The organism is Microbacterium karelineae (assembly GCF_009745985.1).
GTDB lineage: Bacteria > Actinomycetota > Actinomycetes > Actinomycetales > Microbacteriaceae > Microbacterium > Microbacterium karelineae.
Window position 1 is genome coordinate 88,740 of the sequence record NZ_WFIX01000175.1, and the last position, 12,239, is coordinate 100,978.

The window sequence follows — 12,239 nt, forward strand, 5'->3', positions numbered from 1 at the left end:
ACAGGGGCGGCCACGGACAACACGGTATGAGCGATACTGGGCGGAGACTGTCCTGTATGCGGGCGAGAATGGCTGTGTCATGGCCGATACGACCGCTCGGGCGCTGCAGATGCTCGAGCTCCTCCAGCTCGCGCAGCAGCGCAGCGTCGCCGAGCTGGCCGATCGGCTCGGCGTCGACGGGCGCACCATTCGCAGAGACATGGCGCGGCTGATCGATCTGGGGCTGCCCGTGGAGGCGCTACGGCGGCTATCGGCTCGCGCCCGGCCGGCGTGTGCTCCCGTTCATGGTCACCGCCGAGGAGGCCGTCGCGCTTCGACAGGCGATCGACCGGCGCTACGTCAGCCATGAGGGCGTCTCCTCCAGGCGCGTGGTCCAGCCCTACAGCCTGGTCCCGCACTCGGATCGGTGGTATCTCGTCGCATTCGATACGGATCAGCAGGAGGAGCGGACGTTCCGGGTCGACAGGGTTCGGTCGGCGCGATCTCTGCGTGAGACCTTCACTCCGCCTCACCGCCCGGACGCGCAAGGGCACCTGCTCGATCTATTCGCCCGTGCGCAGCGTCGGTGGCATTTCGTGTTGCGCATCCGAACGACCGAGGATCGCATCCGGCTTCACCTGCCGCGGAGCGTGTCCCTTCTCGGGCGGTTGGACAGCGGCGAGGCCGGAACGGGCGAGCGCGGTCTGCCCTGGTACCGGGCCGAGATCCATGCCGAGAGCCTCGACTGGCTGCCGTCCGTGATCGAGGCTCTCGACTGCGAGGTGGCCATCGACGGTCCTGACGAGCTCCGAGACCGCGTCAGAGCCGCGGCGGCGAGGATGTTGCGCGCGACACGGAGCGGGAGCGTGGCCGGGAGATTCCCGAATGAGTCACGCGCGGCCGCAGCACCGGTCGCAAGCTGAGCTGATGCCGTCGGCAGCGCGGGTGCTCCCGCGGCGATCGAGCCGGTCGCGGCGGTGATGCTCGTGGGGCTGTCAGTCTGTCGACTCGTGCGGTGCGTACGACAGCGCGGCGTCGACGATCTCTGCGCTCGAAGCGTCCTGCAGGTCTGCGGGAGGCCAGAAGATGAGATCGCTTGACTCCGGGTGCGGGACGTTCCTCTCGAACACTGCGAAGCTTCATGTCGCGGCGCTATCAGCAGCTGCGAGCCCACCACGGGGTGGGGCAGCGCGTCCTTCCGCAGGTGGGCCGCGCACAGGCTGCCGCACCGGCGCGGTGTCGCCTCATCTGCATCACCCCGTGAGAACGCGGAGCTGCCGCCTCATCGCCGACGCGGGCCCCTCGGAGTGGCAGCGAGGGTCGGTGCGAAGCCGCGATCCCGGCGGGCGCGATGCAGGGGCGCTCTCGGCCGGCGGTCGCGACCGAACGTAGAGTGTGGGGCTGCCGACATCGGCGCCGCGTCGTCATGGCTGGTTCGCATCATCCGCCGCGCCGCCGAGAAGCGGGGATCTGCGAGCCGCACCGGAGGAGATGCAGAATGCCGCAGCACGATGAGCGACGCGCGCAGAACGCGGATCCGCACGGTGGTGGGTCCGAGGTGCGCACATGGAGAATCAACCTGGTCCCCGCCGTGCTGTGGGTGCTCGGCGCGACGCTCGGCATGGTCGCCTGCATCGCGATGTCGATCGCGGTGCTCGGCAGGGGCGACGCAGGCCGGCTCATGGTCGTGTTCTGGATGTTCGCCGTCGTCTGCGGGCTCATCGCGGCGATCAACGTGGCCGTCATCGTCGTGCAGATGCGTGCGCGGCGAGTGGATCGCGACGCGGCTCGCTAGGGTGGCCTCAGCGTCGCGTGCCGATGGCAGTCTGTGTCAGGTATGGAGGCGTGGAACTCGAAGGAGATGGATGATGATCTCGTCTCTCCCCTCGCCCTCTCGTGACTGAGGGCGAGCAGAACAGGCTGGTCGCCTGGAGCGGTGAGCTGCGAAGCGTGCATGCGCGACTGCGCCGAGCGCTGGGGCTCGTCCAGAAGGCGGTCGGCGATGGCGAGCCAGCTCAGCAGGCGAGCCGTGACCTGCTGCTCTTCTGCCATGGGTTCTGCTCGGCGCTCACCGGACATCACACAGGTGAGGATCACGAGCTGTTCCCCGCCATCGCGGTGGCGCATCCGGAGCTGCGCGAGACGTTGCGGAAGCTCGAGCAGGATCATTCGATGATCGCCTACCTGGTCGTCGGGCTGCAGTCCGCGATCGACTCGGGCGCGAAGGCTGCGGAGCTCTCGCGGCATCTGGAGGGCATCGCGGCGATCATGGAGAGCCACTTCCGATACGAGGAGCGCCAGCTGCTCGTCGTGCTCGAGGCGCTCGAGCTCGATGCCGACCCGCGCCGCGTGCTCGGGCCGCTGTGAGGCGGCGCTTCTCGCCCGCGCTCGGTCTCGGGCGCGTCGATCGGACCAGCGGTTCGGGCACGGCCGGTGTTGTCTCGGTGGCCTCGCGGCGGTCATTCGCCCGGCGTGATCACGACGATCGAGCGATTCGCGGACAGCGTGCGTCGATCACCTGCGCCGCGTCGGCCGGACGGCCGGCCGGAGGAACGCGTCGTCGTATTCCGACCGGGCGCGTCTCGTGCGGAGCGCACGGATCCGGCGCTGCTGCTCGGTCTGTCCGGGTGCGTCGAGCTCCATGAAACCGGTGTCGTATTCGTTCGCCCCATCCGGGTAGGAGCCCGCCCGAAGCCGATCGACCAGCGTCGTCGCGTAGGCGACGATGCGCTCGAACTCCTCGGGTTCACGGGTCGCCTCAGTGCTGAAGCTCTCGTGGAGCGCACCGGCCTCGTCGGAGAGGTGGATGCGGGCCGTGTCGTCGAGGTCCCAGAAGAGCCGGAGCGCGAGGGCGCGATCACAACGCGGATGCCGCGCGACGGCGAGGGGGATGGCGTATCCGTCATCCCTCATCCCAGTTGTACTCGCTCATCAGAACCCACAGGGCGACGTCGTCGGCATCGGGTGGGACGACGGATTCGTCGGCTGTCATCTGGATCCCTCCTCTGGGCGCGGATGCGCGCCTTCGAGCCTGCCGCAGGTTCAGGATCGCCGCACTCACATCGACCCGTGGGCGGTCGCCTCGCGGGTCGAGGAGATCCTCGCTCCGGAGTCCGGGGACGTCGACCGGACGGAACGTGGTCGAATGTTCGAGGAGAGGGGTGCGCGTGGAGCACATGTACGAGGAGCATCACCCGGACTCGCCCATCGTCGAGTGCGTGTGGCAGGCGCGGGCGATGAAGGACGAGCGCTATCTCGTCGCCGCCGTCGAGTACTGGGACCTGTGGTTCGCCCGCCAGGCGAGCGGAGAGCTGATCACGGGGCTCTCGGGGCCTGCCCTCGGTCACCGTTGGATCCGCTCGACGATCGGGGAGCACAGCTGGGGCGTCCAGCTGAGGCCCCACGTCGTCCTCCCGGGGGTGAGCAAGGAGATGCTTCGCGGAGGGGAACGGCGGCTTGAGGTCCACGAGGGGAACATCGCACTGGGGCAGCAGGTCGTTCGGTTTCCGGAGTTCGAAGAACTCGACGACTTCGTCGAGCGCCTCCTGGCGCTCGACGTGCTGCGGTGCGATGACGATGTCCGACGGATGCTCTCCGGCGACGGCACCGCCTATTCGGAGCGGCACCGCCAGCGCCGAGTCCGCGCCGTGACGGGGCTCACGCGCAAGCAGATCGAGCAGTTGTCGCGGGCCCGCGACGCCTTCGCCCTGCTGCTGCAGGGCGTGCCCCCGATCGAATGCGCCGCGCGGTGCGGGTTCGCCGACCAGGCCCACCTCACCCGAGCGCTGAAGGCCTTCCACGGCCAGACGCCGGCTCGGGTCCTGTCCGGCCGGTGATGGCGGAAACGTTCAAGACGGCGACGAGTGCGCGGTGATGGACTGACGGCACCGGATCCCCCACAATCCCATCGGATCCGCCTCAACCACAGGAGTCACGATGCCTGCACCCGCTGCGCCCGAGGGCTACGCCACGGTCAACCCCTTCATCATCACGAGCGACGCCGACGATCTCTCTCGATTCGTCGTCGATGTCTTCGACGGCGAGGTGCGCGCGGAGGCGCGCACGGTCGACGAGGATGGCCTGCTGCTGCAGGCCGAGGTGCGTGTCGGCACGACGACCATCATGTTCGCTGAGCGCAAGCCGGGCTGGCCGTTCACGCCGAGCCTTCTTCAGGTCTACGTCGAGGAGATCGACGTGGCCCTCCAGCGCGCCCTCGCCCGTGGCGCGCGGATCATCACGGAGCCGACCGACTTCTTCGGGACGCGATTCGCGCGGATCCAGGACGCGAGTGCGAACATCTGGTGGATCTGGCAGCACGGTGAGCTCGCATGGGACGATTCCTCCGCGGAGGGCGATTGGGTGAACGTCGAGCAGAGCGACGGATGGAGCGAGGTCTCGCCCGAGCTCGGCTATATCCACGACACGCTGCTCGAGGCGATGACCGCGCTGCGCGACCCGAGGGCCTGAGAGGCGTCGCGAGTCGCAGCTGACCGTCGATCAGTTCACCAGGCGCTGTATAGTCAGCACATGCTGACCATTGCCTCGCGCCTCGACGCCATGAATCGCCTCGGCCGGGCGATGGCAGATGCTACACGCTCGCGGATCCTCCTCGCCCTCCTCGAGGCACCGGGCTACCCGGCGCGGCTCGCCCGCGAGCTGGAGCTCACCCGCTCGAACGTGTCGAACCACCTGACGTGTCTGCGCGGCTGCGGCATCGTCGTCGCCGAGCCCGAGGGCAGGCAGACCCGCTACGAGATCGCGGATCCGCATATCGCGGCGGCGCTGACGGCGCTCGTGGACGTGACCCTCGCCGTCGACGAGAGTGAGCCGTGCATGGATCCGGAGTGCGCGGTCGCCGGCTGCTGCGATGCGGAAGGCCCACGATGACGGCCGGGGTGCTGGACGCCGCGCGCATCGCGATCCTGCGCCGGCGGATCCGGATCGTCGTCGCCATCACGATCACCTGGAACGTCGTCGAGGCCATCGTCGCCGTGACCGCGGGCCACATCGCGTCCTCCGCCGCCCTCATCGGCTTCGGGCTCGACTCGATCGTGGAGGTGCTGTCCGCGGCGGCGGTGGCCTGGCAGTTCGCCGGCGCGGATCCCGAGAGACGGGAGAAGGTCGCGCTCCGGATCATCGCGGTGTCGTTCTTCGCGCTCGCCGCGTATGTGAGCGTCGACGCGATCCTGTCGCTGACCGGGCTGCGCGAGCCGCAGCATTCGCCGATCGGGATCGCGCTCGCCGCGCTCAGCCTCGTCGTGATGCCGTTCCTCAGCTGGTTCGAGCGCCGCACGGGGCGCGAGCTCGGCTCGGCATCCGCGGTCGCGGACTCCAAGCAGACCCTGATCTGCACCTACCTCTCGGCCGCGCTGCTGGCCGGGCTCCTGCTGAACAGTCTGTTGGGCTGGGCGTGGGCCGACTCTGTCGCCGCGCTCGCGATCGCCGTGTTCGCGGTGCGCGAGGGAATCGAGGCGTGGCGCGGCGATGCGTGCTGCGCCGCGCCGGTGTCCGTGCTCACGGGCGAACGCGAAGCCGACGGCTGCGCGGATGGCTGCTGCGGCGCCGACGACCACTGAGCGGCGGCGGCGCGCTCCGTGACGTGCGCCGGCACGATCGCCGTCAGCGCAGCCAGTCGAGGGCGTCCTCGCCGAGGGCCGCCGTCGCTTCGAGGGGCGCGAGGTGGCCCGAATCGGGGAACGTGATGACGTCGACCGGACAGGGGAGGAGCGCGGCGAGCTCCGTCGCCTGGCTGACGGGGATCCATGGGTCGCGTTCACCCCAGCCGATTCGCGTGCGACAGCGCACCCGGCCGAGCTCCCTGACGATGGGCTCCGTGTGCTTCTGGCTCAGCTGGGCGATCTGGCGGTAGAACGCGCTCTGGCCCGCGCGAGAACGCCACGGCTCGACGAGCGCGTCGATCCACCTCGCGTCGAGTCCCTCCCCGCCCGCGCCGATGATGTACTCGCGGACGAGTGCGGCGTGGAGATTCGAGGGCAGGGCCGCGAAGACTTCCTCGTGCTGAGCGACGAGGCGGAAGAAGGGGGATCCCCACGGTGCGAGCGTGACGATGTCGACGAGATAGAGCGATGCGAACTCGACGCCCTCGAGCAGATGGGCTCCCAGCGCGACGGCACCCCCGATGTCGTGGGCGAGGACGTGCGGTCGGTCGAGACCCCAGAGCGCGATCAGCGCGGCGAGCCGCTCGCGCTGGTGGACGAGGTCGGCCGGCGGCGCGTCGTCGGAGATCGAGGATCCGTATCCCGGCATGTCCCACAGGAACACGCGGTGCCGTTCGGCGAGCATCCGCGCGATGGGCATCCACGACCGGGCGGACCAGGGCGTTCCGTGGCAGAGGACCACATCGCCTGCGGACGTGGCGTGCTCGGGGCCCAGGCGGTAGGTCGCGATCTCGGCGCCGCCGACGAGGACGCGCGTGGGATCCGGCAGCGAGGTGTCGTGGTCCATGCGCCCAGGCTACGGCCAGGAGGGCACCGGTTCTGTGTGCTTCCGTGCTGCCACGCTGATGCCGCCGCCCTCCAGGATGAGCGCGCTCAATCCACTGGGTGAGATGGTCGTGTGATCTTCGCCCGCCTGCCAGAGGACGGCCTCTCCGGGGCCGATCCTGACGGAGGTGCTGAATCCGGACCCTGAGACCTCTGCCTCGCCGACGAGCGGGATCAGCATCTGAGCGACGACCGCCGGATCCTTCGGCACCGCCCCTCTGTGCCGTCAGCGAGCCGGATCGACAGCGGGAGAGCCCCCGGACCAGCTCCACTCGGGTTTGCCGCCGGCGGCGTTCGACGTCACGGTCCTCCCGAGGATCACGAATCGCGCTTCTTCGGGAGCGACCGGGCAGTGGTCGACGCCCTGCGGCACTGTGAAGAGATCGCCGGGCGCGAGGTCGACGTCTCCGTCTCGCATCTGGATGACGAGTCGGCCGGTGAGCAGCAGGAACGTCTCGTCCTGATCGTCGTGCCGGTGCCAGTGCGTCGAGTCGATGCCCTTCGCGACCTTCAGCAGAGTCCCGTTGGACTCCTGAAGGATCCGTTGCGACCAGAATTCCGTCAGTGAGGAGGCTTCGTCGAACACGTTGTGCTTCGTCATGGTTCGATCCTCGCGCCGGTGCGCGCGGGCTGTCGATGAGAGAATGCGCAGATGTCGCAAGGATCCTCTCATCTTCCGCATCGCGTCACGATCATCGCTGATGAAGGATCCAATCCCTTCGAGCTCGCGTGTGCGTGCGAGGTGTTCGGGGCGCGACGCGCCTCCGAACTGGGGTACGAGATCTATGACACGAAGGTCGCGACAGCGCCTGGGAGCGTCCGCATGCGCGACGGGATCTTCGTGCTCGCGGGAAGCGCGGACCTCACGGCGCTGGACGACGCCGACACGATCGTCGTCCCGAACAGGCCGGATTTCGACACCCCATCGGATCCCCAGATCCTGGATTCGGTCCGTGCGGCCCACGCGCGAGGTGCCCGACTGATCGGGCTGTGCACCGGCGCGTTCACGCTCGCCGAGGCGGGGCTGCTCGACGACCGGCCGGCGACGGTCCACTGGCAGCTCCTCGACGAGTTCACGGCTCGATATCCACGCGTCGACGTCCGCGCGGACGTGCTGTTCGTCGACGACGGCGACATCCTGACATCTGCCGGCGGTGCCGCCGCGCTCGATCTCGCGCTTCACGTCGTTCGACGCGATCACGGCGCGCAGATCGCGAATACGGTCAGCCGGAGGCTGGTGTTCTCCGGGCTTCGAAGCGGAGGACAGAAGCAGTTCATCGATCGCCCGGTGCCGGCCATCCGTGGAACCGAGCTCGGGCCGATCCTCGACTGGATGCGGATGCACCTGACGAGCCCGCTTCGCGTGCGCGCGATCGCAGAGCGGGCACGGGTCAGCCCCGCGACGTTGTTCCGCCGATTCCAGCAGGAACTGGGGATGACGCCGACGGCGTGGCTCACACAGGAGCGCGTCCACCTGGCCCGCCGCATGCTCGAGGAGACCTCGCTCGGTGTCGACGACGTGGCGCATCGGAGCGGTCTCGGGTCCGCCGCGAATCTCCGGGCTGTCTTCAGGAGGAGTACGGGCCTGTCGCCGCTGGCCTATCGCCAGCAGTTCTCCACGACACGAACAGACGCCGCATGAGGAACCTCAGGCGCGTACCGGTGTCTCCCCGCCCTCGGTGAAGCTCGGGCGCTTCCCGAGAAGCCGCCCGATCACCAGCACGGCTCCGACGATCACCAGTCCCTCGGCGAGGCCCGCGATCGCCGACGCGAGCGTGTCGCCGAGCCAGACGACGAACGCGCCTGCGGGCTCGAGCGCGTGCTCGATGGAGTGGATGAGGTCGCTGAAGAACGTCAGGCCGATCTCGCCGAGGTTCGCGAGCACGAGGTGTCCGCCGACCCAGAGCATCGCGACCGTGCCGATGACGCTGATCACGCGGAAGACGGCGGGCATCGAGCGGGCGATGCGTGCGCCGGTGTGCCGCACGCGCGGATCGTCGTCCTTCGCCATCTTCAGGCCGACGTCGTCGACCTTGACGAGGATCGCGACGGCGCCGTACACGACGACCGTCATGATGAGCGCGATGACGGCGAGCGCGCCGAGCGTCATCCAGATCCCCAGATCGGGGTCGAGGTTCGAGAGCGAGATGAGCATGATCTCGGTCGACAGGATGAGGTCGGTGCGCACGGCTCCCGCGACGAGCTTCTTCTCGTCGCGCGCGCCCTCATCGACGTGCCCGTGATGCAGGCCGAACCACTCGAGCACCTTCTCGGCGCCCTCGAAGCAGAGATACGACCCCCCGAGGATCAGCAGATACGGCAGCACCCACGGCGCGAACGCCGTGAGGAGCAGCGCGATCGGGATGATGATCACGAACTTGTTCAGGATCGATCCGAGCGCGATCTTCATGACGACCGGCAGCTCGCGCGCGGGTGAGAGCCCCTGCACGTACTGCGGAGTCACGGCGGCGTCGTCGATCACGACCCCGGCGGCCTTCGACGACGCCTTGACGGCGGCGCTCAGGATGTCGTCGACGACGGCGAGCAGACCGACGGACATGGATCCCCCTGTGAGAGTCGAGTGTCTCGGCGCACCCGCGTCGCGGGGCACACATGCCTATCGTCGCATTCTGCCCGACTCAGCCGTGGGCGCCCTCGGACGGATCCGTGTCGTCCGCGTCCTCCTCGATCCAGATCGTCGCGGACGGGCACAGATCCCGCGCCTCGCGTGCGGCGGCCCACTCGGAGCGCGGTGGATGCGCGTCGATGACGCTGACGAATCCGTCGTCCTCCTCCCGGTTCGCGAACACTCGCGGTGCGATCAAGCTGCAGTTCTCGGACGCGACGCAGGTCGTCGGATTGATGGTCACCTTCATGGATCCCTCCGTTTCATGGATCCCTCCGTCTCGAGCTCGACGAGGATCCCTGCTGACATCCGTCGTCGTATGTGCGATTCTCGGCGATATGGCTCTCAACGTCACCACCGTCCGCCGAATCACCTGCTCGAGGGAGGGACGCTGACATGGCCGATTCCCCGACCTTCGACGTCATCGTGATCGGCGCGGGGCCCGTCGGCGAGAACGTCGCCGACCGCGCTGTGCAGGGCGGTCTGACCGCCGCGATCGTCGAGAGCGAGCTCGTCGGGGGCGAGTGCTCGTATTGGGCGTGCATGCCGACCAAGGCGCTCCTGCGCGACGCCGCGGCCCTCCGGGCGGCGCGGAGCCTCCCGGGCGCGAGCGCCGCCGTATCGGGGGAACTCGACGTCGCCGCGGTGCTCGCGCGTCGTGACGCGTTCGCATCGCACTGGCGGGACGACGGCCAGGTCGACTGGCTCTCCAGCGCGGGGATCGCGCTGTTTCGCGGCGTCGGGCGGATCCGCGCGCCGCGCGCCGTCGAGGTCGTCGGCGCCGAGGGGGAGGTGACCGTCCTCGAGGCGCGCCACGCCGTCGTCGTCGCGACGGGCAGCCGCGCCGCGATCCCTCAGATCCCCGGGGCCGCCGACGCGGATCCGTGGACGAGCCGCGAGGCGGCCGCCGCCCAGTCCGTTCCCGGGCGGCTGGCGATCGTCGGCGGTGGGGTCGTCGCCGCCGAGATGGCGACGGCGTTCGCGGATCTCGGATCGCGCGTGACGCTCATCGCCCGCAGCGGGCTCCTGCCGGCCGTCGAGCCGTTCGCGCGCGACCTGCTCGCCGAAACCCTCGAACGCAAGGGCGTCGACCTGCGCCTGTCGACGTCGCCGGAGAGTGTTCGCCGCGGTGCCGACGGCACGGTGCGCATCGCGCTCGGGAGCGGCGGGACGGTCGACGCCGACGAGTTCCTCGTCGCGACCGGCCGCGCGCCGCGCACGGACGACATCGGGCTCGAGAACGTCGGGCTCGAGGCGGGCGCGTGGCTGGACGTCGATGAGTCGCTGCGTGTCGTCGACCGGGCGGGAGCGGTCATCGACGACGGCTGGCTGTACGCGGTCGGCGACGTCAACCACCGCGCCCTCCTCACCCACCAGGGCAAGTATCAGGCGCGTGCGGCGGGTGACGCGATCGTCGCCCGCGCGCGGGGTGCGTCCGTCGACGACGCGGCCTGGGGCGCGCACGCGGCCACGGCGGATCACCGCGCCATGCCGCAGGTGATCTTCGCGGATCCGGAGATCGCGTCGGTCGGCCACACGGCCGCGTCCGCCGCGGACGCGGGGATCCGCGCGCGCTCGGTCGAATACGACCTCGCTTCCGTGGCCGGATCCTCGCTGCACGCCGACGGCTACGAGGGCCGCGCGGGGATGGTCGTCGACGAGGACAGGAAGGTGCTCGTCGGCTTCACCATCGTCGGCGCGGACGTCGCCGAGCTGCTCCACGCGGCGACGATCGCGATCGCCGGCGAGGTGTCGATCGACCGGCTCTGGCACGCGACCGCCCCGTATCCGACGATGAGCGAGGTCTGGCTGCGGCTCCTCGAGGCCTACGGCCGGCCCGGGTAGCGCGCCGCTCAGCCCGCTCCTCAGGTCCGCGGCTACCCTCGTCGCATGCGCCGACTCGCCATCCTCCCGGTTCTCGCCGTGACCCTCCTCGCCGGCTGCTCGCAGGTCACGCAGTTCGCGGGCGAGACCGTCGGCGTGCCGGTCGAGAAGATCTGCACGACCTTCGACGACGCGTATGCGCAGTACGAGACCCTGCTCGAGACGGGCGATGCGACCGAGGAGCAGGTCGAGGCCGCGCGCGACGACCTCGTGGCGATCCTCGAGGATCTCGCCGAGGACGTGGATGGCCAGGTCGGCGACGTCATCCGAACGAACGCCGAGCGGCTCTCCGAGACGGCCGACATCCAGTCGCCCGACGCCGTCGCGGCGATCGAGCAGGCACGGGACTCCGTCTCCGCGTTCTGCGGCTGAACGGCCTACCGCGCCCGCGCGCTAGGGCATGTCTCACAATTGGAGCCGCAACGAGCAAGGTCGCGAGTGCGTGCATCGCAAGGCGGAAGAGGGAGGCGATGCGCGCATCGTCGACCGATGACAACGCCGCGAGGCGCGTGCTCGCGACCTGCGCAGTAGGCGATCAATTGTGAGACATGCCCTAGTGTGCAGGGGTGATGGCGAACCACACCAGGGCGATGCTGCGGAATCTTCCTTCGCTCGCGGGCGATGCCCCTGCGCTCGATCGCGACGCGCTGCCGGAGGACCCCGTGACGCTGTTCCTCGACTGGCTCGGCGTCGCCGTGCGACAGGGCGTGCCCGAACCACATGCGATGACGCTGTCGACCGTCGATGCCGAAGGGATCCCCGACGCCAGGGCGCTCCTCCTCAAAGACGTCGACGTGCGCGGGTGGGCATTCGCCAGCGAGGCGTCGAGCCCCAAAGGGCGGCAGCTGCGCGACCGGCCGGCGGCCGCCCTGAGCTTCTGGTGGCAGCCCCTCGTCCGGGCGGTGCGCGTGCGGGGCGCCGTCATCGAGGCATCGCGTGAGGAGAGCGAGGCCGACCTTCGTGAGCGCGGCGAGGAGGCCCGCCGCCGCGTCGATGCCGACGACTGGACGCTCTGGCGCGTGAGGCCGACGCGCGTCGAGTTCTGGCAGGGATCCTCGGATCGTGCCCACCACCGCATCGAATACCTCGCGGACGGCGACGGCTGGCGGATCCGCGCATGACGGGACGACGCGCCACGGTACCGACCGTTCACGCGGTCCGCCGCGGCTGACGCCCCAACCCCCTTGTGCCCCGCGTCCGTGCGGCGGAGCATCGTCCTGGGGCCGCGCTCTCTCCGAACGCGGCCC

The 12,239-nt window shown here is 69.7% G+C and carries 19 protein-coding genes; 12 read left to right on the forward strand and 7 right to left on the reverse strand.

Annotated elements, in window-relative coordinates; genetic code table 11:
• Positions 1–109 precede the first annotated feature (109 nt).
• Both GB932_RS20635 and GB932_RS03660 read left to right on the forward strand, forming a co-directional pair.
• Complete coding sequence (locus GB932_RS20635; protein ID WP_368732396.1) at positions 110–349, forward strand: helix-turn-helix domain-containing protein; 240 nt, start codon at positions 110–112, stop codon at positions 347–349.
• Positions 285–902 carry a WYL domain-containing protein gene (locus GB932_RS03660; protein WP_197517290.1) on the forward strand — a complete coding sequence of 206 codons (618 nt, stop codon included), beginning with the start codon at positions 285–287 and terminating at the stop codon, positions 900–902. The genes GB932_RS20635 and GB932_RS03660 overlap by 65 nt, the downstream gene beginning before the upstream one ends.
• A gap of 72 nt (positions 903–974) precedes the next feature.
• Here the strand turns inward: GB932_RS03660 and GB932_RS22580 are convergent, their stop codons facing one another.
• Complete coding sequence (locus tag GB932_RS22580) at positions 975–1,109, reverse strand: bacteriocin immunity protein (protein ID WP_497755954.1); 135 nt, start codon at positions 1,107–1,109, stop codon at positions 975–977.
• 368 nt (positions 1,110–1,477) lie between these two features.
• Between GB932_RS22580 and GB932_RS03665 the strand changes: the two genes are divergently transcribed.
• Together GB932_RS03665 and GB932_RS03670 are read left to right on the forward strand one after the other, a co-directional pair.
• Entirely contained in the window at positions 1,478–1,774 is a 297-nt protein-coding gene (locus GB932_RS03665) for a hypothetical protein (protein ID WP_156759351.1), read from the forward strand.
• 101 nt (positions 1,775–1,875) lie between these two features.
• The gene (locus tag GB932_RS03670; RefSeq protein ID WP_156759352.1) at positions 1,876–2,346 is read left to right on the forward strand and encodes a hemerythrin domain-containing protein; all 471 of its coding nucleotides are present in this window, start codon (positions 1,876–1,878) and stop codon (positions 2,344–2,346) included.
• Positions 2,347–2,493: 147 nt separating this feature from the next.
• Here the strand turns inward: GB932_RS03670 and GB932_RS03675 are convergent, their stop codons facing one another.
• Entirely contained in the window at positions 2,494–2,892 is a 399-nt protein-coding gene (locus tag GB932_RS03675; RefSeq protein ID WP_197517291.1) for a DUF4274 domain-containing protein, read from the reverse strand.
• A 263-nt stretch (positions 2,893–3,155) separates the two neighbouring features.
• Between GB932_RS03675 and GB932_RS03680 the strand changes: the two genes are divergently transcribed.
• The 4 genes from GB932_RS03680 (at position 3,156) to GB932_RS03695 (ending at position 5,555) form a co-directional block, all read left to right on the forward strand.
• Complete coding sequence (locus tag GB932_RS03680; protein WP_156759779.1) at positions 3,156–3,815, forward strand: AraC family transcriptional regulator; 660 nt, start codon at positions 3,156–3,158, stop codon at positions 3,813–3,815.
• Between the two features lie 100 nt (positions 3,816–3,915).
• A complete protein-coding gene (locus tag GB932_RS03685; protein WP_156759353.1) occupies positions 3,916–4,446 on the forward strand; it encodes a VOC family protein in 531 nt (176 codons plus the stop codon).
• 60 nt (positions 4,447–4,506) lie between these two features.
• Complete coding sequence (gene cmtR, locus GB932_RS03690; RefSeq protein ID WP_156759354.1) at positions 4,507–4,866, forward strand: Cd(II)/Pb(II)-sensing metalloregulatory transcriptional regulator CmtR; 360 nt, start codon at positions 4,507–4,509, stop codon at positions 4,864–4,866.
• Positions 4,863–5,555 (forward strand): cation efflux transmembrane domain-containing protein, encoded by a 693-nt coding sequence (locus GB932_RS03695; protein ID WP_156759355.1) that lies wholly within the window; start codon positions 4,863–4,865, stop codon positions 5,553–5,555. Before cmtR ends, GB932_RS03695 begins: the two co-directional genes overlap by 4 nt.
• A gap of 43 nt (positions 5,556–5,598) precedes the next feature.
• Here GB932_RS03695 and GB932_RS03700 read toward each other — a convergent pair whose 3' ends face one another.
• The 3 genes from GB932_RS03700 to GB932_RS03710 are packed head-to-tail and all read right to left on the reverse strand — an operon-like array spanning position 5,599 to position 7,083.
• Positions 5,599–6,444: an alpha/beta fold hydrolase gene (locus GB932_RS03700; RefSeq protein WP_156759356.1), complete on the reverse strand. Its 846-nt coding sequence runs from the start codon at positions 6,442–6,444 to the stop codon at positions 5,599–5,601.
• A 9-nt stretch (positions 6,445–6,453) separates the two neighbouring features.
• Positions 6,454–6,693, reverse strand: coding sequence for a hypothetical protein (locus tag GB932_RS03705; protein ID WP_156759357.1), 240 nt, complete (start codon positions 6,691–6,693; stop codon positions 6,454–6,456).
• Between the two features lie 15 nt (positions 6,694–6,708).
• The gene (locus GB932_RS03710) at positions 6,709–7,083 is read right to left on the reverse strand and encodes a cupin domain-containing protein (RefSeq protein WP_156759358.1); all 375 of its coding nucleotides are present in this window, start codon (positions 7,081–7,083) and stop codon (positions 6,709–6,711) included.
• A gap of 51 nt (positions 7,084–7,134) precedes the next feature.
• On the opposite strand from GB932_RS03710, the gene GB932_RS03715 reads away from it, so the two are divergent.
• Complete coding sequence (locus tag GB932_RS03715) at positions 7,135–8,124, forward strand: helix-turn-helix domain-containing protein (RefSeq protein WP_156759359.1); 990 nt, start codon at positions 7,135–7,137, stop codon at positions 8,122–8,124.
• A 6-nt stretch (positions 8,125–8,130) separates the two neighbouring features.
• Here the strand turns inward: GB932_RS03715 and GB932_RS03720 are convergent, their stop codons facing one another.
• Both GB932_RS03720 and GB932_RS03725 read right to left on the reverse strand, forming a co-directional pair.
• Positions 8,131–9,042, reverse strand: a complete 912-nt coding sequence (locus GB932_RS03720; protein ID WP_156759360.1) for a DUF808 domain-containing protein — start codon at positions 9,040–9,042, stop codon at positions 8,131–8,133.
• A gap of 79 nt (positions 9,043–9,121) precedes the next feature.
• On the reverse strand, positions 9,122–9,358 hold the full coding sequence (locus tag GB932_RS03725) for a ferredoxin (protein WP_156759361.1): 237 nt from the start codon (positions 9,356–9,358) through the stop codon (positions 9,122–9,124).
• A gap of 146 nt (positions 9,359–9,504) precedes the next feature.
• Here GB932_RS03725 and GB932_RS03730 point away from each other — a divergent pair, with 146 nt between their 5' ends.
• The 3 genes from GB932_RS03730 (at position 9,505) to GB932_RS03740 (ending at position 12,113) form a co-directional block, all read left to right on the forward strand.
• Positions 9,505–10,953 (forward strand): dihydrolipoyl dehydrogenase family protein, encoded by a 1,449-nt coding sequence (locus GB932_RS03730; protein WP_156759362.1) that lies wholly within the window; start codon positions 9,505–9,507, stop codon positions 10,951–10,953.
• Positions 10,954–10,998: 45 nt separating this feature from the next.
• Positions 10,999–11,364 (forward strand): hypothetical protein, encoded by a 366-nt coding sequence (locus tag GB932_RS03735; RefSeq protein ID WP_156759363.1) that lies wholly within the window; start codon positions 10,999–11,001, stop codon positions 11,362–11,364.
• A gap of 197 nt (positions 11,365–11,561) precedes the next feature.
• Positions 11,562–12,113, forward strand: coding sequence for a pyridoxine/pyridoxamine 5'-phosphate oxidase (locus GB932_RS03740; protein WP_156759364.1), 552 nt, complete (start codon positions 11,562–11,564; stop codon positions 12,111–12,113).
• The last annotated feature ends 126 nt before the right edge of the window (positions 12,114–12,239 follow it).

Bases quoted from the DNA above. Each gene is read 5' to 3' on its own strand.
- GB932_RS03725 (WP_156759361.1), bottom strand. From the start codon at position 9,358: ATGAAGGTGACCATCAATCCGACGACCTGCGTCGCGTCCGAGAACTGC.
- GB932_RS03735 (WP_156759363.1), top strand. From the start codon at position 10,999: ATGCGCCGACTCGCCATCCTCCCGGTTCTCGCCGTGACCCTCCTCGCC.
- GB932_RS03720 (WP_156759360.1), bottom strand. From the start codon at position 9,042: ATGTCCGTCGGTCTGCTCGCCGTCGTCGACGACATCCTGAGCGCCGCC.
- GB932_RS03715 (WP_156759359.1), top strand. From the start codon at position 7,135: ATGTCGCAAGGATCCTCTCATCTTCCGCATCGCGTCACGATCATCGCT.
- GB932_RS03695 (WP_156759355.1), top strand. From the start codon at position 4,863: ATGACGGCCGGGGTGCTGGACGCCGCGCGCATCGCGATCCTGCGCCGG.
- GB932_RS03685 (WP_156759353.1), top strand. From the start codon at position 3,916: ATGCCTGCACCCGCTGCGCCCGAGGGCTACGCCACGGTCAACCCCTTC.
- cmtR (WP_156759354.1), top strand. From the start codon at position 4,507: ATGCTGACCATTGCCTCGCGCCTCGACGCCATGAATCGCCTCGGCCGG.
- GB932_RS03665 (WP_156759351.1), top strand. From the start codon at position 1,478: ATGCCGCAGCACGATGAGCGACGCGCGCAGAACGCGGATCCGCACGGT.
- GB932_RS03730 (WP_156759362.1), top strand. From the start codon at position 9,505: ATGGCCGATTCCCCGACCTTCGACGTCATCGTGATCGGCGCGGGGCCC.
- GB932_RS03710 (WP_156759358.1), bottom strand. From the start codon at position 7,083: ATGACGAAGCACAACGTGTTCGACGAAGCCTCCTCACTGACGGAATTC.
- GB932_RS03680 (WP_156759779.1), top strand. From the start codon at position 3,156: ATGTACGAGGAGCATCACCCGGACTCGCCCATCGTCGAGTGCGTGTGG.
- GB932_RS03660 (WP_197517290.1), top strand. From the start codon at position 285: ATGGTCACCGCCGAGGAGGCCGTCGCGCTTCGACAGGCGATCGACCGG.
- GB932_RS03700 (WP_156759356.1), bottom strand. From the start codon at position 6,444: ATGGACCACGACACCTCGCTGCCGGATCCCACGCGCGTCCTCGTCGGC.
- GB932_RS20635 (WP_368732396.1), top strand. From the start codon at position 110: ATGCTCGAGCTCCTCCAGCTCGCGCAGCAGCGCAGCGTCGCCGAGCTG.
- GB932_RS03740 (WP_156759364.1), top strand. From the start codon at position 11,562: ATGGCGAACCACACCAGGGCGATGCTGCGGAATCTTCCTTCGCTCGCG.
- GB932_RS03675 (WP_197517291.1), bottom strand. From the start codon at position 2,892: ATGAGGGATGACGGATACGCCATCCCCCTCGCCGTCGCGCGGCATCCG.